This window comes from Trichocoleus sp. DQ-A1, assembly GCF_039961955.1.
Lineage (GTDB): Bacteria > Cyanobacteriota > Cyanobacteriia > Cyanobacteriales > FACHB-T130 > FACHB-T130.
In genome coordinates, this window is the sequence record NZ_JAMPKE010000008.1 from 44,974 (window position 1) to 69,377 (window position 24,404).

18 protein-coding genes and 1 tRNA gene are annotated in these 24,404 nt (G+C 47.3%); 8 read left to right on the top strand and 11 right to left on the bottom strand.

What is annotated here, in order from left to right; genetic code table 11:
- Positions 1-382: 382 nt before the first annotated feature.
- Positions 383-2,179 (top strand): penicillin-binding protein 2, encoded by a 1,797-nt coding sequence (mrdA, locus tag NDI33_RS10210; RefSeq protein ID WP_190414963.1) that lies wholly within the window; start codon positions 383-385, stop codon positions 2,177-2,179.
- A gap of 82 nt (positions 2,180-2,261) precedes the next feature.
- Here mrdA and NDI33_RS10215 read toward each other — a convergent pair whose 3' ends face one another.
- Together NDI33_RS10215 and NDI33_RS10220 are read right to left on the bottom strand one after the other, a co-directional pair.
- Positions 2,262-3,659 (bottom strand): DUF4335 domain-containing protein, encoded by a 1,398-nt coding sequence (locus tag NDI33_RS10215; RefSeq protein ID WP_190672160.1) that lies wholly within the window; start codon positions 3,657-3,659, stop codon positions 2,262-2,264.
- Between the two features lie 204 nt (positions 3,660-3,863).
- Complete coding sequence (locus NDI33_RS10220) at positions 3,864-4,490, bottom strand: DUF3038 domain-containing protein (RefSeq protein WP_190414961.1); 627 nt, start codon at positions 4,488-4,490, stop codon at positions 3,864-3,866.
- Between the two features lie 399 nt (positions 4,491-4,889).
- Here NDI33_RS10220 and NDI33_RS10225 point away from each other — a divergent pair, with 399 nt between their 5' ends.
- The 4 genes from NDI33_RS10225 (at position 4,890) to NDI33_RS10240 (ending at position 7,499) form a co-directional block, all read left to right on the top strand.
- On the top strand, positions 4,890-5,402 hold the full coding sequence (locus NDI33_RS10225) for an adenine phosphoribosyltransferase (RefSeq protein ID WP_190426067.1): 513 nt from the start codon (positions 4,890-4,892) through the stop codon (positions 5,400-5,402).
- Positions 5,403-5,510: 108 nt separating this feature from the next.
- Positions 5,511-6,572, top strand: coding sequence for an ABC transporter permease (locus NDI33_RS10230; RefSeq protein ID WP_190537037.1), 1,062 nt, complete (start codon positions 5,511-5,513; stop codon positions 6,570-6,572).
- 69 nt (positions 6,573-6,641) lie between these two features.
- Positions 6,642-6,935, top strand: coding sequence for a hypothetical protein (locus NDI33_RS10235; protein WP_190426066.1), 294 nt, complete (start codon positions 6,642-6,644; stop codon positions 6,933-6,935).
- A gap of 180 nt (positions 6,936-7,115) precedes the next feature.
- Positions 7,116-7,499, top strand: a complete 384-nt coding sequence (locus NDI33_RS10240) for a low temperature-induced protein (RefSeq protein ID WP_190672163.1) — start codon at positions 7,116-7,118, stop codon at positions 7,497-7,499.
- Positions 7,500-7,687: 188 nt separating this feature from the next.
- Here the strand turns inward: NDI33_RS10240 and NDI33_RS10245 are convergent, their stop codons facing one another.
- From NDI33_RS10245 to NDI33_RS10275, 7 genes are all read right to left on the bottom strand, one after another.
- The gene (locus NDI33_RS10245) at positions 7,688-8,425 is read right to left on the bottom strand and encodes a methyltransferase domain-containing protein (RefSeq protein ID WP_190672165.1); all 738 of its coding nucleotides are present in this window, start codon (positions 8,423-8,425) and stop codon (positions 7,688-7,690) included.
- A 125-nt stretch (positions 8,426-8,550) separates the two neighbouring features.
- Positions 8,551-9,477: a hypothetical protein gene (locus NDI33_RS10250; RefSeq protein ID WP_190672168.1), complete on the bottom strand. Its 927-nt coding sequence runs from the start codon at positions 9,475-9,477 to the stop codon at positions 8,551-8,553.
- Between the two features lie 2 nt (positions 9,478-9,479).
- Positions 9,480-10,256, bottom strand: coding sequence for an EcsC family protein (locus tag NDI33_RS10255; RefSeq protein WP_190672171.1), 777 nt, complete (start codon positions 10,254-10,256; stop codon positions 9,480-9,482).
- 539 nt (positions 10,257-10,795) lie between these two features.
- A tRNA-Gly gene (locus NDI33_RS10260) sits at positions 10,796-10,866 on the bottom strand.
- Between the two features lie 80 nt (positions 10,867-10,946).
- Complete coding sequence (locus NDI33_RS10265; RefSeq protein ID WP_190672175.1) at positions 10,947-12,134, bottom strand: hypothetical protein; 1,188 nt, start codon at positions 12,132-12,134, stop codon at positions 10,947-10,949.
- A 43-nt stretch (positions 12,135-12,177) separates the two neighbouring features.
- Positions 12,178-12,858, bottom strand: a complete 681-nt coding sequence (modB, locus tag NDI33_RS10270) for a molybdate ABC transporter permease subunit (protein ID WP_190672179.1) — start codon at positions 12,856-12,858, stop codon at positions 12,178-12,180.
- 5 nt (positions 12,859-12,863) lie between these two features.
- Positions 12,864-16,628, bottom strand: a complete 3,765-nt coding sequence (locus tag NDI33_RS10275; protein WP_190672183.1) for a response regulator — start codon at positions 16,626-16,628, stop codon at positions 12,864-12,866.
- An 869-nt stretch (positions 16,629-17,497) separates the two neighbouring features.
- Between NDI33_RS10275 and NDI33_RS10280 the strand changes: the two genes are divergently transcribed.
- Together NDI33_RS10280 and NDI33_RS10285 are read left to right on the top strand one after the other, a co-directional pair.
- Positions 17,498-18,163 (top strand): GNAT family N-acetyltransferase, encoded by a 666-nt coding sequence (locus NDI33_RS10280; RefSeq protein ID WP_347275835.1) that lies wholly within the window; start codon positions 17,498-17,500, stop codon positions 18,161-18,163.
- 451 nt (positions 18,164-18,614) lie between these two features.
- Entirely contained in the window at positions 18,615-19,166 is a 552-nt protein-coding gene (locus NDI33_RS10285; protein ID WP_190414951.1) for a hypothetical protein, read from the top strand.
- Between the two features lie 46 nt (positions 19,167-19,212).
- Here NDI33_RS10285 and NDI33_RS10290 read toward each other — a convergent pair whose 3' ends face one another.
- Together NDI33_RS10290 and NDI33_RS10295 are read right to left on the bottom strand one after the other, a co-directional pair.
- The gene (locus NDI33_RS10290; protein ID WP_190672185.1) at positions 19,213-20,337 is read right to left on the bottom strand and encodes a histidinol-phosphate transaminase; all 1,125 of its coding nucleotides are present in this window, start codon (positions 20,335-20,337) and stop codon (positions 19,213-19,215) included.
- Between the two features lie 25 nt (positions 20,338-20,362).
- Positions 20,363-21,196: a metallophosphoesterase gene (locus NDI33_RS10295; RefSeq protein ID WP_190672188.1), complete on the bottom strand. Its 834-nt coding sequence runs from the start codon at positions 21,194-21,196 to the stop codon at positions 20,363-20,365.
- A gap of 473 nt (positions 21,197-21,669) precedes the next feature.
- Between NDI33_RS10295 and NDI33_RS10300 the strand changes: the two genes are divergently transcribed.
- The gene (locus tag NDI33_RS10300; protein ID WP_190672191.1) at positions 21,670-24,366 is read left to right on the top strand and encodes a PAS domain-containing protein; all 2,697 of its coding nucleotides are present in this window, start codon (positions 21,670-21,672) and stop codon (positions 24,364-24,366) included.
- The last annotated feature ends 38 nt before the right edge of the window (positions 24,367-24,404 follow it).

Sequence of the window (24,404 nt, forward strand, 5' to 3'; positions counted from 1 at the left end):
CCAGTGGCGATGCCCCACAGAGGTTTGAATTGCTCAACACACGCCGTCGCGTCTGTTTTGTGAAGGCTGAGCCGGTGATGCTTGGTTGAGCGTTGATTGCTAACTTTGGTTTATTTTAGCTGTCGGACTCAGTCCGATTGCGATTCGCTTAAAAATTTGCCATTCTTTGATTCGTTGAACCTGAAAAAGTACATGACAAAGTACAAGTGATTCCCGCTCTGTGCTGGATGCTATTTCCACGGCACCCATTTTCAGGACACCTCCAGTTCATCTTATTGAAGTGTGACGGTACACTATGTAGGAGCAATCCCTCTGTGAATTGCCGCCCACTCAAAATACCTTTTGTTTCCCTGTTTAGAGCCAATTTATTCAGCCTCCTGCTATGACCTTAATCGCTCGGTCTTCCTCAATTGGGCGTCAATCCACCCCCCGAACTGTGGGTCGACGTCTCCAATCTGTAATTATCATGTTGCTCGTTACCTTACTCTTGGCGGGTGGGATTGGCGCTCGTTTAGTTTTTTTACAAGTGGTTCAGGGGGAACGTAACCGACAGCTGGCAGAAAACAATCGGATTCGTTTGATTCCCAAACAGCCGGCCCGAGGCACCATTTTCGACCGCAAGGGAAGAGTTTTGGCGAGCAGTCGGCTGTCTCACTCGGTTTTTTTGTGGCCCATCGCCCGCAAGCAGAAGGATTGGCCTGCTACCCTCAGCCGCCTTTCGGAACTGTTAAATGTTCCTGAGAAAGAAATTCAAAAGCAACTAGAAAAAGCCGGTTATACCTCGACCTCGCTGTTACGAATTGCTCGTGACATCAATCCTGCCCAAATTACGGCACTTGAAGAGTACAGGAGCCAACTAGAGGGCGTAGAGGTGGATATTGAAGGGGTACGAAACTACCCCAACGCTGAGGTGGGCGCTCACGTCTTAGGGTATACGGGGGAAATGAACGATGAAGAGCTAGCCAAGATGAAAGATCAAGGCTACCGCTTGGGTGATGTGATTGGTCAGATGGGTGTGGAGGCAGCTTTTGAAAAACCGCTACGGGGAGAATGGGGCGGTCAACAAGTTGAGGTAGATGGTGCGGGTCAAGTGCTGCGGATTCTTGGTCAGAAAAAGGCGAAGGCTGGGAAGGATGTGCAGTTAACGCTGGATCTGGATTTGCAGAAGGCTGCGGAGCGGGCATTGGGCGATCGCAAGGGCGCAATCGTGGCAATGGACCCCAACAATGGGGCAATTTTGGCAATGGTCAGCCGCCCAGGCTTCGATCCCAACGTTTTCTCTAAGCGGATCACCCCAGAAACTTGGAAGAAAGTACAAAGTAAGGGCAACCCCTTCGTCAACCGCGCTTTAAGAGTCTTTCCACCAGCGAGTACCTTCAAGATTGTCACCGCGAGCGCTGCGATTGAATCGGGTAAATATTCTCCGAATACGGTATTAGCAACCTATCCTTACTTAACCGTCGGTGGGATTCGGTTTGGGGAATGGAACCATGCTGGATTTGGCCCCTTGGGATTTGTTGGGGCGCTAGCGATGAGTAGCGATACTTTCTTTTATCAGATTGGTAAAGGAATAGGTGGTCCCACCTTGATTGACTGGACTCGGAAGTATGGCTTTGGTCAAAAAACGGGGATTGAGTTAGCTTCAGAAGAATTGCCGGGGTTGGTTGCGGATGCAGCCTGGAAGGAGAAGCGATTGAAGCAGGAATGGACTATCGGAGACACGGTGAATATGTCCATTGGTCAGGGCTTCTTACAAACGACGCCGCTACAAGTTGCCGTGATGTTTGCGGTTCCGGCAAATGGTGGCTATCGAGTTAAACCCCACCTGCTCAAAGATAATGAGGCGTCCAAAAACTGGCGAGAGTCCTTGAATATGAAACCAGAAACGCTAAGGGTGGTGCGCCAAGGACTCCGGAGCGTTGTGACTAGCGGCACTGGAAAAGCGGTGAATGCGCCAACGCTACCCCCGGTTGCCGGGAAGAGTGGTACGGCAGAGGCTCCACCAGGACTGTCTCACGCCTGGTTTGGTGCCTATGCGCCTGCGGACAAGCCAAAGATTGTGGTTGTGGCGTTTGCGGAACATTCTGGAGGCGGCGGCGGTAAGGTAGCAGCCCCAATGGTGTTAAAAGTTTTGGAGGCTTATTTTCAGGTCAAGAAACCTGTTAAACCCGTTAAGTAAATTGTGAGGGGTTAGTTGTTAGTGTTTAGAGGAAAGGCTAACAACTGACTCCTCACAACTGGCTCCTGACTATTGACTGCTCTCAATTTCTCTGCAACGACCTAACTTCGATGGTGCCGTTGGGTGCGAACACCACTCTGAATTGGGCGAGGGGTTCCTGGGGGACAGCGTTTGGGGAGTTGCTCGGCTGGAATAATTTAGGCAGGGGCGTTTCATCCTCGTAATCAAAGGCTGGTTGATTCTGTGGCTCGTAATCGGCGACGACACCGTCTTTGTTTACGGCGACACGGTATTGTAAGCTCCGTGGAAAACTGGGAGTGGCTTGCCAATTTTGCTTGAGTTGTTCGGAAAGCCGAGCTTCTAAACCCTCTATCTGAGCTGAGTCGGTAATTTCTGGACCGAGGCTGGGCTTTTCTTTATACCCATACCAGGGACTCACTTGGGGGACGCCTCGTCTAGTAAATACCACCCGGAACTGAGCCAGGGGTTCTTTGCTGATGTCGCTACCAGTGGCAGGGATATAGAGCAATTCTGGGAGCGGAGTTTCTTCTAAGCGATCGCGTGCGGCTGAGTTAACTGGCTTGTAACCCACCACAGCTCCGTCTTTCCCTACGCCCACCCGATAAACTAAGTCTTGCCGAAACTGGCGGCGGGTCGTCCACTTCTGATAAATGTTGTTTTGCAGTTTCCGTTGTAAGAAGTACAACTGGGTGGGATCGGTCAGCTCTGGTGCTGCTGTCACCAGGGTTTCCAAGTCGGTAGCTTCAGCGCTAGATGACGTGGGGCTTGCTGTCGGCTGCTCGGACGAGACAGGGCTAGCAGGCGTCGTTAAGCTGTTGGGCTGGGGCAAGGGATCTTTGAGGTTCTTGACTTCGGGAGGGGGAACCCTAGAAAACGCGATCGCTGCCAACGCCAAACTCGTGACCCCAACTGCTGCTGGTGCGGCGCGTTGTGCCACCGGCACTTCAGCCTTCGCATAGCGTTTCGGAACCGGCGCGATTGACAGCATGATGTCTGGCAGGGTGCGACCATCAGCCAGGAACTGATCCACCGCCTCCACCAAATCAAACAGCTGTACCGTCGTGATATCAACTTGCCTCGCTTGGAGGGTTGTGGCTGTCCCACTGGATGCCCCACTATGAGTCGAGTCGCTACTATTTCCAGGCGACTGAACAATTAACCGATGCAGATGGGCATCTATTTTCTGAAACTGCACTAAGCTTGGCTTGTCTTTCAGACTATGGGAGTGAGGCACCCCACTCAAGAATTCTTGAGCATAGTTGCTGGCTGCTGTCACCAGGCTTTCAAAAAAGTCACGTCCTCCCGTTAATGGCTTCTCCTTACCCGCAAAATGGCACTCAGCATTAACCAGGATAGACATTAAGGGTCGGGTGTCCACCTGACCAGCAGCTGTAGCATCGCTTAACCCTTCTAGGATCAGCGTGCAGTTAGGCAGACTGTACGGACGGCGAATAGTCATTTTCAGTTGGTGATTGGTAATTGGTAACTGGTAATTCGGGGAAAAACTAATAGGTAATTGGGAATTGGTAACTGGTAATTCGGGAAAAGTTTTAAGTTTTGAGGATTGAGTTTTTAAGTTAAGAACTTTCTTCTCGTCTCAAAACGCAACATCAATGCTCATCACTCTTATTCTTGATTACCGATTACTCCTTTTCTATGAAAGTTACACTTCTCCATCAAAAAGGCTGCTCCAAAATCTTTGCATTCCAGACGTTCCCGTACAAAATAGCAGCTCGCTTAACAGCTCAATAGCCAGATTGTTTAACTTCTCATCAGAGTTATAGGCGGCGACACCAGCGCGTCGTGGATTCATTCGGCTCCGGAAGTGAGCGCGGAACCTTTCTAAATACTCAGACAAGCGAAAATGATGTTCTAATGGCACCTGCTTGTCACGCAGTTGTTGATAAGCCAGTAGCAGCTGCCGGATCAACACGGTTAACCGCCGTGCTAGATGGCAGACTAGGATTACCATCGCTTTGGCTTCATCCAGGGTTAGCAAACGGCGTGTATAAGATCGTCGTAGCGGGTTGCTGCTTCGGATTCGCCAAAGGTGTACTCGATTTTTGATAATTCCCTGGAGTTCCAAATCCTTCGCCACTGTCAGCATTGCTTCAGACCCTCCCAATTCCAGGGCTTCTATTGCTAGTAGCATCAGGTCAATTTGTAGCCGAGTTCGACGCGGACACCCACTTGACGACGAAATCGGTGGGTCAGGGAGATTGTCTAAAATCAGCGGCATTGACTCTCGTGGAGGACTGTTTAATGGCATTACGCTCACAGAAAGATTCATTCCAAATAGCAGGACAGTTGAACTGGTTGATGGCTCGCACGGGCTACAACGAATTGCATATGGAAATCAATGACTTTTGACGGTTACATTTGTGTCCATCTGCTATCCGATTATTTATATGCCCAGCTGGATTTTACTAAAATCAGGGTGTCGCGATCGGGATTGAAGCTTCGGGCAAGTGGATGATTTTGGAGGTGGTTGTACTTGAATCATATAGATACGACTACTCACACGCTTCAATAGCTGCCCGCTGGCTCTTGAGTGTTAGGAATGCTCCAAAACCGTGCAGCCTTCTAGTGTACGATTTTCCAGGTATATCCTTGCACATCCGGGGGAGATCCTGCCTCTGTGATGCAACGGATACCGAGTTTACCTACAACCCTCTTTTTACGAGCTGCTATGGATCTCAAGTCTCTGATACGCGACATTGCAGACTTTCCTAAACCAGGAATTCTGTTTCGGGATATAACGACGCTACTGCGAGATCCGGAAGGACTGCGCTACACCATTGAAACCTTAACCGAAAAGTGCGCCCAGTTGTCTCCAGAGTACGTCGTTGGGATGGAGTCGCGGGGTTTTATTATTGGGGCACCTCTGGCATACAAACTGGGAGTTGGGTTTATCCCCGTCCGGAAGCCTGGAAAGTTACCAGGTGCCGTTCACACGGTTGAGTATGAATTAGAGTACGGGATGGATCGCCTAGAGATGCATCAAGATGCTCTACATCCCGGAAGCCGTGTTTTGATTGTGGACGATCTGATCGCGACGGGTGGAACGGCAACGGCAACGGCTGAGCTGGTACAGAAAATTGGCTGCACCTTAGTAGGATTTGGATTTATCATCGAGCTAAGAGATTTAGGTGGGCGTCAACGACTTCCTGATGTGCCAATTGTGACGCTGGTTGAGTATTAGGGAGCAACTGCTAATGGCTAATGGCTAATAGCGAATGGAAAACCAGCTATTAAACAATTAGCCATAAGCAACTTACAAAAAATTTGGCGATATAGGATTTTATATTTCATGACTTCTACTAGAAATTCTTCAGGTCACAATGGGTTAACGGCTAGTCTGAATTGGCTCAAAAGGCTGGTCACGAGTGAAACTTTTCTCTACGTGGCGAAACGGCTATTACAAGCAATTTTAACTTTGTTTCTAGCCTCGACGCTGAGTTTTGCAATTAGTCAGATGGCTCCGGGAGATTATTTAGATACTTTGAGGCAGAATCCCAAAATTTCCCCGGAACGAATTGAGGAACTCAGGCAACAGTTTGGTTTGGATAAACCAGCAATTGAACAGTACCGACGATGGCTGTGGCAGATTTTGCGCTATGGCAATTTTGGTACGAGTTTTGTCTATCAGCGTTCGGTGTCGTCGCTGTTGTGGGAGCGTATCCAAGCGACATTGGAACTCGCGATCGCATCGGTGATTCTGACGTGGGCGATCGCGATTCCACTGGGGATCGTCGGTGCGGTTAACCAAAATCGCGCTAGCGATCGCCTCCTGCAAGTGCTGAGCTACGCCGGACAAGGGTTTCCCAGCTTCATCACGGCGCTGGTGTTGCTAATTTTCGCCCAGTACACTTCACCCCTATTTCCAGTTGGTGGCAGAACCAGCATCAATCACGCTGATTTATCCTGGTTCGGTAAAATTTTGGATATCGGTTGGCACATGATTTTACCCACCCTAGCGCTGAGTGTCACCAGTTTTGCAGGTTTGCAGCGAATTACCCGGGGAGAATTACTCGATGTTCTCCGCCAAGACTATATCCAGACAGCTCGTGCCAAGGGACTCCCCGAAGACCGGGTGATTTATGTTCATGCCCTCCGCAATGCGATTAATCCCCTAATAACGCTCTTAGGATTTGAGTTTGCCAGTTTGTTAAGTGGGGCATTTATTGCCGAATTTTTCTTCAATTGGCCGGGATTAGGACGGTTGATTTTACAGGCAGTTACTATCCAAGACATTTACTTAGTCATGGCAAGTTTAATTATGGGAGCGGTGATGCTGATTGTCGGCAATCTTATCGCTGATTTGTTGCTAAAAGTAGCCGATCCGAGAATTAAGTTGGAAAATCTTAAATGAGGAAATGGCTAATGGTTTCTTCCCGTCCAATTCTCAATTACGGATTAGCCTATTATCTTTGCATTTTCTATGTTTTCCCAAGTCTATTACCTAATTCGTTCGAGAGCTGATGGTCAATATCTTTTAGCTCAACCCGATACAAGTTCTTCAACCAGTAGCTCTGGCTATTTGTTGATGTTTGGCGAACATTTTGATGCGCTAAGCTATCTCAACGCCCATGCCCCAGATGTCAGCGATCGCTTCGCTGTTGAGTCAATCTCTGGAAGCCAGGTAAAAGGGTTGCTGCAACGGTGGGGATTTAAGGGAATTGGTGTGGTTGAAGACCCACTATTACCCAAAATTCAGTTTTTATCGCCAAGTTAAGCCAAATTATTGACTTCTATTGCCTTTTCTAAAGATTTATTGCAAGTATACCTAGGTACAGATGTCAGAAGCTCCAAAATTTGAGCAAATAAGAGAGGTCGTTCAGGCAGTTGTTTCGTCTGAATCCGATCAACAAATCTTAATAGTGCTAATTTCGACAAATTAGGAGAGAGGGACTCTATGAAATCGATCCGTTTCAACCTGTCTGCTTGGGTACGTCCAGTGCGTATGGCGATCGCTGCTTGTTTTTGCGCTTTACTATTGTTCAGCTATGCAACTCCAGCCTACAGCAGCACAAAAACCCCCGCAGGATATAGCGGCACCAACAGTCGCCCCGGAGACGGAGAAGCCAATCTGACGAAGATTGAAGAGAAATCACAAAAGGCGGTTCTGAAAGACCCCTATTCGCTTAAGGAGACTCAGAAGGAAGCCCAGCAGGGTCTGAATGAAATTCAAGGATCTGCTGATGCTGAGAAGATGAGTACCAACGAAAATTCGCAAGGCGTCCAATCAGTTGAACAAAAAGTTCAGAAAGCTCTGGAAGGCATTACCGGCAAAGACTAAGGAAATAGTATTTGCTCAAGACTGAGCGCCCTAATATCTGCTGAGTGCGGATGCAGGGTCTCATCATCAGGGCAACTCCGCAGGGGTTGTTCTTGATGTTATATAGGGCAGGCAGGAGTCTGCCTTGTTTTTTTAGGCTGGCGATGCTGAAACCCTGGCTCGTTAGACCGTGTGACGGCAATAATGCCCTAGAATTGGAGTTCTCTTGTGGCTTGAGGTCTAAGTTCAGTCTTCAAGGCACGGATATGGGTAAATTTCCATACATCCTGAACGCTGACAACAATGAATCCTAAAGCCTCTAGGTCAGTTTGGAACTGAGCGCGATCGCTAAATCTTGAAGTTGCTTCGATAATATGAAGCTGACCATCCAGTTTCAGAGTGCGGTTCGCCTCCCGCAGGTAATCGGTGAAGTTCGCTCCCATCAGTGACAGGCAGAAAATCGCTACATCAAGCCTTTGATCGTCAAGGGGAACATGAGCCATGTCGCAGGCAATAACTTCCTGATTCACAGCAACATGGTCAAAGCTGTAAACTGTATGGCGATCTGAAACCGCTTCAGCCAGCTTCGCCTGACCACAACCGAAATCACCGATAGTGTAGCCGCTACGTTGTTGGCACCAGCGAATCATCTCTTCATAAGGGATGACCGCCCAATTTTTCCTTGACTCAGTGTATAAAGTATGATGTTTCGACCACTCCTCTGGATTCTCCTGTAGGCGATGGTGAGTAGTTTCGCTTCGGGTTTGGTTCCAGTGGCGGTTCATGGCGGAAAAGTCGCCGTAACGCTGCAACCGCCGCTGCACGTCTGCTGGGTCGTTATCGGGAATCGGAATTACAATCTTCGGACGGGCGATGACTTGGACGCCTGTTTCTAGCTTCTCTAGCCAAGCGATTACATCTTGATAGGCTTGGGCAGGCGATCGCAAGTATCCCTCTGGAACTACACCATCAACGGCAGCATCAGCGATGGATTTTTAAAACTCAAAGTCTAACTTTGGCGAATCATAAAATTTACCAATCTAAAAACATTGTTGATGACGAACACCAGAAATCAAAAATGTTTTCTATAAGGACTTACAGAATCTATAAATTCACAGTCTCCTAAAATATTAGCTGTAATTAAACGAGCAACCCTACTTCTATTCCAATAAGACGTATGAGAACTTGTTAATCCTTTAGCCATAGATAATCCGGCTAAACCAAAAAATGGTTGTGAAACTTTTTTAATAAGATTGTGAGATGCAATAAACTTATCTCTAAAAAAGAGATTACAGGATGAATCAATATTTAAACTTGCAGAAAGAGGATATGCAAAAACGTCAGAAGCGTGAATTAAATTAATCCATCTTAAAGGTAGTTTTAAATATCTACTAGCAAACTTTTTTAGATTTTCAGGTGGGATACCTAACATGAAATTAAAAAGTAATATAGGCGAACCCATTGTAGTAATACTTCTAAGATAAACTTTTGGTGTACCGTTAGAAACACTTAAACCTTTTATCATATTTCTTATATAAAATGCTGGATCGTCAGCTCCATATTTATCAGAAAACAAAATATCATATAAAATTACTCCTCCTAAAGAATGAGCGATTAAATGAAGTTCTGTTTCTTGAGGATGCTTTTTTAAAAACTCAAATAATTGTAATGCAATAATTTTTCTAATCTCCATACCATTCTCTGTATTTAGGTAAGTGAACAGATACCCAAAAAACTGATCGATAAAGAATTCACGATATTGACTATACTGAAACACATCTCCTAAATCGATCTTAGAATTATTGCAAAAATTATTTAAATCTTGCTGAACCCATTTCCAAAGTGGGGGTGTATTTTCTAAAACTCCTCCCCATTGACTACAAAAAAAATAAGGTTTAGTTTGTTTTCTTTTATCAAAATCATCTCTGATTTTCTCTATTAATTCAAAAGCATACTTATCATGTCTTGTAGCAACCCCATGAATGAAAAATGCAAGCATCTTTAACCCCTATTTTCTTCTACACATAAGCTTAAAACTTCATCTATCCATTCAGGAGTTGAGTTTTCATAATACTCAATTGCTAACTTTCCTACAGCTTGTGTAGAAACCCAATCTAAACTACCTCCAACTATTGCACCAATCACCGGAACTGCTTTGCCAAGTGTTTTCTGAACAGACTTTTCTACTGCTTTCTTTCCTCCTACTTTCCATAAAGCTTTAACCAAATGTTTTGACATTCCTTTCATAGTGTATTTAACTATTTTTTTTCCACCATGTTTAGTAATAACTTTAGCAGCATACTTTGTGCTTGCCTTTGCAGTTACTTCAATAATTGATCGTTTTACATTTCCTAAAGCTTTTAAGGCGTGTTTGGGCGCTGAATTTAATGCTTCTGCGATTACTAATTTCTTTAACTCTTCTATAGAACCATTAGACAAAACCAGAAAAATGTCTGTTTTTAAATCATTAGCCTGAGAGCTATACCCATAAACTTCAGCAATACAGCGAATTGTAAAAGCTTGAATTCTCCAAGATTTAACTATATCTATAGGAATAGTTGCGGGTAAAGTAACTAAACCTCCGAATCCAGTAACAGCACCTAATAAACCACTATTAATAGATTGTTCATGAATTATTTTTTCGGCAATCCCCCTTTTACTTAAAGTAGGATTTTCCGAACGAATTTTATTTAAGTATTTATTCATTTCTTCTGGATCAGAACTAATAATTGTATTAATTAGTGATTCGAGTGCTTCTTGCAAAACTGAAATATTCATTTTTTATATAATTACTTTAAGCTGTTGCTAAACCATAACTTTTGCAGCTTAAAAATAACTCAGTTAAAACACTAGGAATCTTCTACTTTTAAATTATCCTTTGAGTAGTTTTACTGTTTTCATGGTTTTCAAAAGCATAATTATTGATATTGAGTAAAATTACTTAGCACCTATAATCCCTTTAAAGTGCCATGAAATTTACTTTAGGTCATCTAGTACCTAAAATATTTTGAATGTGGTTTTATGGCTTTTTCTTGGGATAGCCTGAAATCCCTTATCATATGAGCCTTTCAGCCGTTTAATGGTTCAATAAAATAAATACAATTCTCGGTCTCTGTCTAGAAAGGTGACTAACTGAATTGAAGCGCCTTACAAAGTCATATAAAAGGGCATTGAAAACTTCGCTTAATTTTAGTAGTAAAGATTGTCTTACAACTAATACCTAGATTCCTACCTAAACCTAATCTTTATACCCAAAATTTCTTCTACTTAAGGGTTATTGGATTGTTACATCCTTTGACTTATCTAGGTTTCGGAAAAGCGGGTGGCGAGAATCGAACTCGCATCATCAGCTTGGAAGGCTGAGGTTTTACCACTAAACTACACCCGCAAATTGAGGTATGGTCAAACCATAACTAGATTAGTATACCACAATTTTTTAGAGCTTGAGTAGGGGAGGCGTGCATTTTTTCACTGGGAGAGAGGAGAAATTCGGATAGAGACTTCCAGCAAGCTGTCAACGGCTCCACCTCCCATGTAAGCAGGTTGAAACCTCCAGCCTTGAATTAGCTCATTGACAAACTGCGAATCGTTTAAATTTCCGCTTCCTTGCAGCACTCGCTGAACTGACGGTTTACCCGTGTTATCAATCAACAATAAAACTTGCAAGACGATAGGTTGTTCGGGAGCTTGCCCAGTTAGCAGCGGATAATCAAGGTCGGGAATTTGTTTCTGCTGTTGCTGCGGTACGGCTAATTGGTTCGGCTCATCAGCGCCAGCATTACCAGAGCGGACATTGAACAAAGTTGCCACAACGCCTTTCCCTTGGGCTGCGGGCGCGGGTGCCGGTGCGCTTTGTGCCTCCTCAGCAGGCGGTGCGGGTGGAATGGGAGCTGGGGCTGGGCTTGCCTGTACGGGAGGTGCTGGGGGAGGGGTGAGTGCTGGGGCTGGTTCGACGGGTTGGGACGATGATGGCTGCGGTTGAGATGGCGGTGCAGGTACGGGGATTCCCGCATCTTGGGAGGATGACCCCAAGGGACGACCCGTTTCAGGCGCTTGCTGCGGCACAAATGGCGGGCGCGGAGCGGGTGTAGGGATGCTCGGTCTGGTCGCAACCACATCAGAGTTCGGCTGCTGTCTTTGCGGGGTAGAAGGCGAGTTAGCGGCAGGGTTTTGAGCTTGAGGGAAAGGATTTAAACGGATTCTGAAAGAGCGTTGAATTCTCGGTTGAGAATTTACTGGAGGATTTTCTTGGGGAATCGGCTGCTGTACTGGGTTTCCGTCTGAAACGTTAAAGTTGCGATCGCTCTGTTGCCTCTGTTGGGGAGTGGTCGCTTGTGGCTCCAACCTATCTTCAGAATTGGGAACGGTGGTAGTCAGCTCAACGGGAATGGGTTGCGTAGCCACATCGACGCTGGCAGCTCCCATGATGACCCGCTGCAACATCCACATTCCTAATACATGGACAATTACAGAAATTAGGGTGTAAATACTCCACAGCGTGGACGATGTAGACCGATTCCGGGCATCGACTCGCTGCTGGGAGGCGATCGCATCTGACTTCTCTAAAGGAGGTGGAGTTGATGCGCTAACAAGATGTAAGTGCCGAGTGGTGGGACTCTGAGCCGGATCGTTGGGACGCTGGTTTGGTAGTGCCATTCTCAAAACTTGAAGGACTCTTATTGTTAGAAACAGTAGACGTTCACCTAAATCCGCTACGTTCCAGAAAATTTGTCAGAAAAAGAATGAACAGAGACAGCGAACTGAGAATCCCCACCAAAATCAAGGCGATGTTGTCGCGTCCCGACTGAACGGCTTCGTAGATTGCCATTGGCATCGTTTGCGTAACACCGGGAATATTCCCCGCAATCATTAAAGTTGCCCCAAATTCCCCTAAAGCGCGGGCAAAACTCAGAACAATTCCCGCAAGGATACCTTTCCAGGCTAAAGGCAACCAAACGCGCCAGAGGGTTTGCAGATTCGATTGACCCAATGTAGCAGCGGCTTGTAAGTAAACAGGGTCAACACTTTCTAAAGCTGCCTTTGTCGTTTTTACCATCAGCGGTAATGCCATAATGCTTGCCGCTAAGACTGCGCCTTGCCAGGTAAAAATGGGCGTCCAACCAGTCGCCTCGTAGAGAGGGCGTCCGATTAACCCCTGGCGTCCAAAGAGAACCAGCAGATAGAATCCCACCACAGTTGGCGGCAAAATTAGGGGCAGCGTAACGATAGCATCCACCCAGTTTCGACCGGGAAAGCGGTAACGTGCCAATAGGTAGCCCAGCAGTCCCCCTGCGATCGCGACGAAGACGGTGGAAATCAGCGCCACCCACAACGATAAGCGCAAAGCGGAGAACAGTGCTGAGGACTGAGGACTCAGCACTTTATTCAGTCCCCAGCACTTTCTTTAAGTTCAACCGCAAAGGTGAGAACGGTTTCATCGATGCCTTTGAGCTTGAGTGGGCTGCACTTGGTCATTTCCTGCTCGTCCAGGTAATCGGCAACGGCAGCAGAAACCAGGATACAATTCGGCTCCGCTGCTTCTTGAAGGCGAGAGGCAATATTCACGCTAGGGCCGATAGCCGTGTAATCCGACCGTTGATTGCCTCCGAACATTCCCACCACGGCGGTTCCTTGGTGAATGCCGCAGCGAAACTGGACGGGTGCGCGATCGCTCGTGCCAACAATGCCTGCCTCCAACCATTTCTGATTGAGTTGCTCCAAAGAAGCGTGCATTTGTCGCGCCGCACCGATCGCCCGTCGTACCTGCTCGTTGGGTGTCAGTTCCTCTGGGGCACCAAACAGCGCTAAAATTGCGTCCCCCATAAACTTATCCACCGTGCCACCGTTATCAAACACGGCTTTGGTCATTGCTTCTAGATATTCATTCAGCAACTCAGCCACTCGTCGCGCTCGTAAGGTATTTGCCAAACTGGTAAAACCCACGATGTCGCTAAATAAAACCGTAACCAACCTAGGTTCCGGACTCAAATCCAGCTTCAGTTCGCCTTTTGCCGCCTTCTGCACCATCGTTGGAGGTAAAAAGCGCTTCAGCACCGACTCAGTCAGGTAAGAATTCAGCTCCACCACTCGGCGCTCATTTTCCTTGAGCGCTAGCAAATTGTGGACTAACGCTAACAATTCCCGGTCGTTAAATGGCTTAGCCAGATAAGCATCGGCTCCCCTCTCAGTGCCTTCAATGCGAGTATCTTCGTCTACTTTGGCAGTGAGCAAAATAATCGGCGTTCCCTTGAGTTCTGGGTTCTCTCGGAGCATCCGAATCATATCCAAACCGGACACAAAGGGCATCATCAAATCCGTCACGATCAGATCGGGTCGCCTTTCCTTCGCGACGGCGAATCCTTCGTTGCCGTTGCGAGCCATGCAAACTTGATAGCCATCATTTAGCAAAATCCGAGACACATAAGCTCGTAAATCTGGATTGTCGTCCACCACTAAAACGGTGTGAATGACGGAGGAATTGACGCTTGAGGCGGATAGTGGTTGCGACTCCGTAGGTAGTGAATTCGGAGAAGATGCTGCTTCATCCTGTCTCAAAAGTTCCCAGTCTCCAGTTTCTTCTTCCACCTCCAAATCTGCCAATTCCACAGCAGCGCGATTGGATTGGACTTCAGTTGGCACTTCCAACACCTGATCCAGCGGTAGGTGCGCGGTTCCAGTTTGCAGCCAAACGGTAAAGGTGCTGCCTTCTCGGTAAACCGACTCGACAGAAATTTGACCGCCGTGGAGTTCCACCAATTCTTTCACCAGCGCTAAACCCAAGCCACTGCCTTCATAGGAGCGGTTGACTGACCCTTCCGCTTGACGGAAGCGCTCGAACAGATGGGGGATTTGTTCCGGGCGAATGCCAATGCCAGTGTCTGAAACCTGGATTCGGACATGATCTCCAGCGGGTTGCACTAGCACGGCTATCGTACCTCCCGCTTCGGTAAATTTCATAGCATTGGAGAGAAGGTTGTAGAGTACCTTGTCAAATCTTTCTAAATCTAAATAAACTGGCTGACAGGGTTTCATTTCGAGTGTCAGCTGCAAGCCTTTTTTCTCGCAGTAGGGGCGAAAAGCTTCGACAATGGTTTCGATAAATTCTACTAAGTTACAAGGACGGAAACTGGCTTGCATTCGACCGGCGTCGAGTCGTTGGATATCCAGCAGTTGATTGACCAGTCGCAGTAAGCGGCGGGAGTTGCGTAGGGCGATCGCAGCTTGGTCGTAGGGCATATCCTGATGCTGATTGACCGCTGACTCTAGCGGCCCTAGCATCAGAGTCAGCGGCGTGCGAAATTCGTGAGAAACGTTCTGGAAAAACTCGGTTTTCTGCCGGTCTAATTCCAGTAACCGCTCCGCCTGCTGCCGAGTTTTTTGATACAGTCGGGACTGCGTGACTGCGATCGCTGCCTGTGCTGCCACCGCCTGCGCTAATTCAACCTCTGAAGCGTGCCAGCGGCGAGGTCGGTTCGTTTGGCGCAAGGTAATGCTACCAATAATCTGACCATCGGAGAGTAACGGTACCACCAACAGCGCCCGCGCCGGACTCCGCAGAGGGAGATCGAACCCGTTCATTTCGGGGTTCCGATCCAGATCGTGGACTGCCACGGGGTTTTGTGTATTTAGCAGCTGTTGCAACACCGGATTTCCGGCAATTGGGACAACCGAGTGGGGTAATTGAGGATTCTTCGCTTGCAGCGAAGTATGATTGCCGAGATGCGGAGCTAATTGCATTTTGGTGACAAATGCTTCGCTCGTACTGGAGAAAATCGGGTCCTCGCTCACCGATGTATCCAGCACCAGGCTTTCTGCCCCGTCATACAAGCCCACGCACTGAACAAACTCATCCTCTCTCCGCCACAGCGACAGGGCACAGCCATCCACTTGCAAGGCTTGTCCCAACTGTTGCGTAATTGCTGCAAAGATGTCCTGCGGGTCAAGGCTAGAGCGGATTGCCGTTGTAATCGTATTGACAAGGGCCTCTCTTTGTGCAAGTCGAGAAACCTGTTCGTAAGCCCGCGCCTGGGAAAGAGCCAGAGCCGCTTGATCCGCCACCATCACCACCAACTGAATCTCATCATCCTGCCAGACGCGCGGCTGTCCGCACTGGTGCAGCGCCAGAACTGCCATCAATTCCAGTTGGCAATACAGCGGCACCACCAAGCTAGAGTGAATATCTGCCTGTCGCATTGCCTCTAGGCGTTGCCTAATTACAGGGGTATCGCCTGGAAGTCGCTCATCTGTTTCGACATCATTAATGACTTCTACATCGTGCGTTTCCCACACTAACTGACTGAGAACTGAGGACTGAAGACTCAAGACTGAGTGGGGATCTTCATTGTGCTGCCCAGTCTCGCTCTCTCCCAAAGAAGACTCAGGGAGCAAAACTGAAGACGGAGCCGTATATTCTAGTGACTCCTGACTCCCGCCTTCTTCCTCCGTCCTCTGTCCTGCCGTTCTCTGTCCTGACGATGGACTCAGTTCGGAAATGATGAGTCCTGAGGATTGCCGCTTGCCTTTTGCCTCTTGTCGCTGATAAATGAATCCTTCATCTGCCATCCCGTCTTCCTGGAAGGGACGCAAAATGCACACGCTGACCTCCAGCATATGACCCACGGTTTCCACAATCGTCTGGAGGACTTGCTGAAGGGGCGAACCGCCCCGCCGGTACTGGGCGTTGCGAATGGTATTCGTGACTGTATTGAGCAGCGATTCGCGGCGCAGCGTCCGGCATAGTTCCTCAGTCCGAACCTTCAAAACGTTGTGGGTATCCATTGCCTGCTGCACCAGCGCTTTTAGCTCAGCTGCATCCCAGGGTTTGGTGACGTACTTGAAGACCTTTCCGGCGTTGATAGCTTCCACCAAATCTTCCACATCGGTGTAACCCGTCAAAATAATCCGGATAATATCTGGGTACTGGGTGGCGGTGAGGCTGAGAAATTCTGTGCCGCTCATCAGGGGCATCCGCTGATCCGAGATGATCACGGCAACATCCCCCTCATGCGCCAGAATCTCCAGCGCCGCAGGGCCGTTATCTGCCCTGAGTACCTTATATTCTCGATGAAAAGTGCGATAGAGCAGGTCGAGGTTATCGGGTTCGTCATCGACGACCAGAATTTTGGGCTTTTTACTGGCTTGGGATTTCATGCCCCGCTCTCCTGCTGTAGTATGGTGCAGCTCATGCCTACGCCCATGCAAATGCAAAACAGTCTCCATTTCATGCACAGATTATTCCAGCGATTGAGATGGAAAAGCAGATGGGAGATAAAGATAGACGCTCCCTATCCAAGCTACTATCCGCATCCCACTGTTTCCGAATCCGGAAGCTGTGGAAATTGCCTGGTTGCACCCTAATTAATCTTAATTTTTCAGTTTCAGTACTGCTGTACCTTCTGGTGTCGATTTTCGAGAAACACCCCGGTTCTGGCTCATGCTCCCCGCTCCCCTTGCGGGGAAGCCTTGGTCCTACCCAACAGCGGTTCCTGAGAAATCGGGGTAGGGTGTAGGCAATGCTTATGGTCGTCAGACGACTGACAACGAACCTACCCAGTTCAATAACTTTTTGGGGAGAAAATGCACTTGTCACTTACTTTTTATTTAAAATACCCGCTCTTCATTTCTGACTTTAACGTTTGGGCGTGGATCTCAGTTATAACTACTGCGATCGCGCTTCCATATCCCCTGCTCCGAAATTGATCGATAACAGGCTGTTAGAGAAATACCTGGACGAGCGCTGCTGCTCCGGACAGGATAGCGATGCTGGCTCTACCGTCCGATGCCAATTTTCCCTAGGCCGATGCACTCCTTGTACAATAGTATCCTTGCTGGAACAAAAGAAGCTTTGCCTAAGGTAGGCATTCTTCCCGGCTAGGGCAACCTAGAAACTCTCCAGCCCAGCAACTTGTCAATCTTCCCAGTTAATTCATTTTGCTCCAGTACCCCGATCTTAAACCTGCAAAAATCACTGCAAAATGATCTAGGATGAAACCTGCTAGATATCCAATTTACGCTCGGCTGTGAATCCCTGCTTTCCACTCTTGCACCGCCAACCTGAAAGAGCCGCACAACCGAATGGTGCCTCTCACTTTATCATCCGGGCAGCCCACCAAAATGATGTGACCAGCCTCACCGAGATCCTGGCAGATAGCTTTCACCCTCGGTCAGGAATTTGGGCTTTGGCCTATCCGTTATTTCGACTAGGAATTTACGAAGATTTACGCAATCGACTGCGCTTGATTCCTCCGAATTACATCTGTTTAGCCGCTGTCGCTCCGGGTAGTACCAATCAGGGGAGAGGAGAGGATTCATCCCCGTCCCCAAAAGCACAAGAACGCCAAGGAACAAATGCTGATTCCGTGGTGGGGACGGTTGAAATGGGGCTTCGTCCCTGTTCCTGGCAACCGTGGAGTTCTCAATATCCTTACATCTCGAATTTGGCTGTCCACCGGTCGTGTCGGCGACGGGGAGTCGCGCAGCAGTTACTGCTGCGCTGCGAACGAACCGCTTTGGAATGGGGATTCTGCGACCTCTACCTGCACGTGTTAGAAAATAATCATCAGGCACGGCAGCTTTATCTGAAGGCGGGATATCACCTGCACCATAGCGATCCCAGCTGGAGTGACTGGCTGCTGGGGCGTCCTCGACGGCTGTTCTTGCACAAACACTTGCCTTGTGGAAGCTAAAATAACCTTCCCCTCGCCTCCCTGAGATTCTCTAGATTTGAGGATGATTGGGTTGAAAATTGCTAGCTAGAAAAGACGTTTAATCAATTCAATCAGTCTTTAAATCAGTCAGTGACTCTTGCTTGTCGCAACTTCACATTAACTTTAAACAATTGTCACTTTTGGGGGTAGATTATTGAAGAATACCCAATACAGTGAGGTTGTGGGCGACTACTGGCTGTTGTATTTTCTACGCTCGGACAAGATGCCATAAAATAAAATTAAGAATTACCGCTTGGTGACTTATACTAATGTCAAATGTTTTGATAATGTAATTATTGTTTACATACATAATAGATGGCAAACTGAATCTCAAGCTTGCAATCCATCCAGAACTAACAGACTTGGGTTTGCCTCTGTACTTCCGGTTCGGGTGCATGCCCAAAGAAAAAATATAGCAGTAAGAGTTGACATGGATAGCGACAACCAACAGCGCTACCAGACTGTCCTATACAAAGCGGATGCCAATCAAAGCCCTACCTGTGTCGCCCGCTCTCAAGGCTCTAATGGCATGAATAATGAAAGCCCGAACCCTGACGAGGAATCGTCTGATATCCTTAATCAGCTGCATGATAAACATCTGTTGATCGTGAATAGTCGCCGTCGGAATGGCTTGATCCTCTACAAACACTACCATGCAGAGTTTGCTGGGCCAGGAGCGGCTGTGGGCGGATTGTTTGATGTGGATGCGAAATGGGTGTTGCCAGTGGGCAATTTGTCATTGGTAACTCCTGAATCCGCTCAGGAACGGCAGAATGCTTATTTGATTCGGAGACAGTGGATTAGACTCACGAAACAAATTACGGATAACCCCGTGCCGCTGCAACGAGCACAGAAGATCCTCGAACAGTTTAAGCAGTTCTTTGGCACGGAGACGCTGACGCAAGTACCTGACGATGCCTTTGCGCTGTTGGTGGGGGTGTTGCCAGATACTATCCGCAGGGCACGGGATTTGGAGGATTAATTAAAAATTAAAAACTAAGAAGTTTTTAATTTTTAATTAATCCTGCTTAGTTGATTGCTTTTAAGGCTGCCAGGAGATGCTGGCGCGATCGCTCATTTTCTTCTTCACCGCCTACCGTCAGACGAATGCCGCCGCCGGTGTGACGAACTAAGGTTCCTAACTCTTTGAGTTGCTGCGCCAATCGAGTCAGGGCTTCCTCTGTCGGGAGACGCAGGTAGATGAAGTTTGAGGCACTGGGCCAAACTTGTAAATCCTGTTGCTCTTTGAGAAAATCGAGTAACTTTTCTCGTTCGCTAAGAATTTGGGGAATGCAGCTAAGTAGCAGTTGCCGCTGGGAAAGGGCAAGTAAAGCGGCAGCTTGGGTGAAGCTGGGGAGATTGTAGGGGAGACGGACTTTTTCGAGGGCGACGATGAGTTCTGGGTGAGCGATCGCATATCCTAGTCGCAGTGCTGCCAGCCGAAACGCCTTGGAAAATGTTCTGAGTACCACCCAGTTTGGATGCTGCGACAATTCACCCACCACGGTTGTCTGGCTAAATTCAAAATAAGCTTCGTCAATGACCACCAAAATATGCTCTGGCAAACTCCGCAGCCATTCCAATTCAGCGGTAGTTAAGGCGTTGGCGGTGGGGGAGTTGGGATGAACGACAAATACCACCCGGATTGGCGGATTCTGGGTTTCCTTAATGGCTTTTTGGGCAGCGGCAAGATCCATTTCAAAATTCGCTTCCTTACGCCCGACATTCACCACAGGAATGCCTAGGGTATGAGCCAGAATCGCGTACATGGAGAAGGTGGGATCGGCGACCAAGATCGAGCCTTCGTTGCCGAGACAGGTGGCAATCAGGAGGGAACGAATGAGTTCATCGGAACCATTACCTACAGAGATATTGGCTGGGGTAATGGGGGCCTCTAAGGATTCGTTCGCGTATTGGGCGATCGCTTCTTTGAGTTGGGCATGACTGCCATCAGGATAGCGATTCGTCTCAATTAGCTGCTGATAAGTCCATGCCAATTTTTCTTTTAATTCTTTTGGCAAATCAAAAGGACATTCATTGGTATCCAGCCGATCGATTGGAATTGAACCAGTGACTGGACTTCCTGATGCGCCGCCTGGGTGGGGCATATAGGCGCGTAACTGAGATAAATCTGACCGGATGAACGAGAACATAAATTCCTGATCTAACAACTAAAAACTATTTTTGATCCACCAGCGCGATCGCCGTGACTTCTGGCGGACAAAATAGGCGTCCGGGCCAATAGGTTCCCAGCCCCCGATTCACATATAGCTGGTTTTTTTCTACCTGATGCCACCCCTGCGCCCATTCCCAACGCTCTACCACTTTATTGCATTCCTTCATAAAAGGCACCCAACGCTGCATCGGTTTGGGAATCAGGTGACGAAAGTTTTGCAGCAGTTGCGGCGCTGGACCATATCCAGGAATTACTACTTGACCGCCATGAGTATGACCCGACAGTTGCAAATCCACCCGCCATTCTTGCAAAATCTCGGCAGTATCTGGGTTGTGAGATAAGACGATTCGGGGTGTATCCCGATCGAGTTGATTCATCACTGGCGCTGGATTAAAGTCCCGCGACCAAAAATCAGCAAGTCCGACTAAGGGTAATTCTTTTCCCAATGGATAAGCAATTTCATTGCAGAGTACATGAATCCCAATGCTAGTCAGGGCGTCTTGCACCACTTGTTTTGAATGACGATAATAATTATCGTGGTTGCCCAGTACGGCATAGACACCAGCGCGACCTTGCAAGTGTTTTAGCCGTTGCACTAGGGCGTGAATGGGAGATGGGTCATCAGTCACGAAGTCGCCAGTCAACAAAACCAGGTCGGGTTCGAGTTGATTGCTGACTTCAATTGCCTCTGCGAGTAGTGTTTCGGATAATCGCTTGCCATCGTAGTGCAAATCAGACAGTTGCACTAGCTTTGTGCCTTGCAAAGATGCCGGTAAACCCGCGATCGCTACTGTTAAATTTTCTACGCTTAAAGATTCGGTTAATATCCAGTGCATTTTTTCAACTTTTGCTATCTGGCGATTCCAGGATAGCTCAGAGATGCTATTTGTTGCCTTGCCACCTGATTAAGGAGCGAAAGCAAAAGAATGGATTAAATCTTTTCAAGATTGCTTGACTAGGCTGGGTTATGGGCTTCTTGATTCGCTAGCGTCCTTGCAATAAATACAAAAGCGATCGCTAAATGGTTCTTTTTACAATAGTTCAGAACAAGGTCAGAACATTTATCTGTGAATTTACTGACTTTTTCGTAAAAAACAGACAAATAGTCAATGTAAATACGGTTTTATAATTAGTAAATGTATCCTATGTTTATTAGGAATAAATTTAAGTTTAGCCTATATTTAGGCACAAAGGATAAATTGTATTATTTTGGTAATTTGTATAAATTTATCTAGCAAAGCTCAAAAGATTTTCTCTATTAAAAGTTAATCATTGGTCAGTTATTAATATTTGGAAGAGTCCGGTTTTTATGATTAAAAAGACGGAGTTTATCGAATTTCCACAATCCTACTCCAGAAAATCCGGTATTATTCTCACCCTCATTGGATGTGTTGTTTTACTGGGCTGGATATTAGATATTACAGCCCTTAAAAGCATTTTGCCAGGGCTGGTAAGCATGAAAGCCAACACAAGCATAGCCTTTATTCTGAGTGGATTGTCTTTGTGTTTGTGGCACGACGCGGAACACAGAAGACAAAAGGCAAAAGATAACCGGAGAAAGTCTTCGTTTGACCTTTCTCAAGTGTTGGCGATCATCGTCATTTTAATCGGTTTATTGACACTAATTGAGTATGGGTTTGGATGGAATCTAGGAATTGACGAACTGCTGTTTAAAGACCCAGCAGGCGCTGTTGGCACCTCTGCACCAGGGCGAATGTCTCCCAATAGTGCCCTGAGCTTTTTCATGCTTGGCTCTGCCCTTCTGCTGTTATCTAAAAGAGCGTACCGTCCGGCTCAATGCTTTAGCTTAGGCGGGTTTTTGATTGGTTTTCTGGGTCTTTTGGGCTATATCTACGGCATCACCTCGTTGTACGGCAAGAGTTACAACACAGGTGTGGCGTTGCACACAGCGATCGCATTCATCCTGCTTTCCATCGGCATCCTGTTTGCTTGTCCGGATCGAGGACTGATGACAGTTGTTACAAGCGACAAAGCAGGCGGATTGATGGTGCGGCGGATGTCGCCAGCCGCGATTGGCATTCCCTCAGTATTGGGCTGGTTCATTTTATGCGGCTACCAATCTCAGATTTATGACAGCGAACTTGGGCTGGCTCTTTTTGGCGTATTCAACGTAGTTATTTTTGCCTTTCTAATTTGGTGGAATGCCAGATTCCTGAATGCGGTTGACAGCCAGCGCCACCGAGCAGAAGCAGCACTGAAACAGGTGAATCAAGAGCTAGAAGATAGAGTTGAGGAGCGCACGATCGAGCTGAGTCAACTGAACGAGCAATTACACCAGCGAATTGCCGAACACCAGGAGACAGAGGAGGCGCTCCAAGTAAGCTATAACCTCTTGAATGCAGTCATTGAAGGAACAACTGATATCATTTTTATCAAGGATCTTCAGGGTCGCTACTTAATGATCAACTCCACTGGTGCCAACCTACTTTGCAAGTCTGTAGAGGAGATGATTGGAAAGGATGACTCCGAGGTATTTCCACCTGAGGTCGCCCCTCAACTTATGGAGACTGACCGCAGAATTATGGCTTCTGGGACAACTCAGACGTTGGAGGAAATTGTCTATATCAATAACATCGCGGTGACGTATCTCTCAACAAAAAATATCTATCGCGATCCCCAAGGAAACGTTATCGGTTTGATTGGGATGTCGCGAGACATTAGCGATCGCAAGGCGTTGGAAAAAGAATTAGCGCGGCGCGAGCAGCTTTTGAACTCATTTATTAGCGTTGCGCCGGTCGGACTCTGTATTCTTGACGACCAGATGCGGTATCTGCAAATCAACGAAGCGCTAGCACACTTCAATGGCTTGTCTGTAGAAGAACATTTAGGAAGATCCCTGGCTGAAGTCTTGCCCGACGCTGCACAAGCGATCGAATCGACATTACGCAAAGTACTGACGACAGGCGAAGCGATTCTCAACATGGAGACGTGCGGTGAATTACCTGGCAATCCAGGCGTCCTGATGCACTGGTTGACTTCTCAATTTCCCATACCTGGAGAAGATGGCAAGCCGATGGCTCTTGGTGCCACCGTGATGGATATTACCGCTCGCAAACAAGCTGAGGAAGCCCGTCAGGAGAAAGAAGTTCAGTTAAAAGAAAAAAATCAGCAGCTAGAATATACTCTCCAAGAACTCCAACGTACTCAAGGTCAATTAATTCAAAGCGAAAAAATGTCCAGTTTAGGACAATTGGTTGCAGGGATTGCTCACGAAATTAATAACCCAGTTAACTTTATCTTTGGGAATCTCACCCATGTCAGAGAATACACCCAAGATTTATTAAATCTATTGCGGCTCTATCATCAGCAATACCCGAACTCAACGCCAGAAATTCAGGAAGAGATAGAAGCGATTGACCTAGATTTTATGATGGAAGATTTTCCTAACCTGTTGTCATCAATGAAGGTGGGAGCAGATCGCATCCGGGAAATTGTTCTTAGCTTGCGGAATTTTTCGCGAATTGACGAAGCTGAAATGAAGGCGGTTGATATTCACGAAGGAATTGATAGTACCCTGATGATTCTGCATAACCGCCTGAAAGCAAAACCGGATCATCCCAACATTCAGATAATTAAGGAGTACGGGCACTTACCTAAAGTCGAGTGCTACGCAGGACAGCTCAATCAAGTGTTTATGAATCTGATCGCGAATGCCATTGATGCGTTGGATGAGTATAACAAACGGCGATCGCTTTCCGAAATGAAGGCAAATCCCAGCTGGATCAAAATTCGCACTGAGGTACTAGAGTGCGATCGCGTCGTTATCAAAATTGCGGATAATGGCTCTGGAATGACAGAGGCGGTGAGACAACAGCTATTTAATCCCTTTTTTACTACCAAAGCCATTGGCAAAGGCACTGGACTGGGTTTGGCAATTAGCTACCAGATTGTTGTAGAAAAGCACAATGGTCAATTGCAATGTCTCTCAGCACCAGGTAGGGGAGCGGAGTTTATTATTGAGATTCCACTTCGCCAGATAGTTTAGGCACATCTAAACTTCAGAAAAAGTAGGAGCGATCGCGC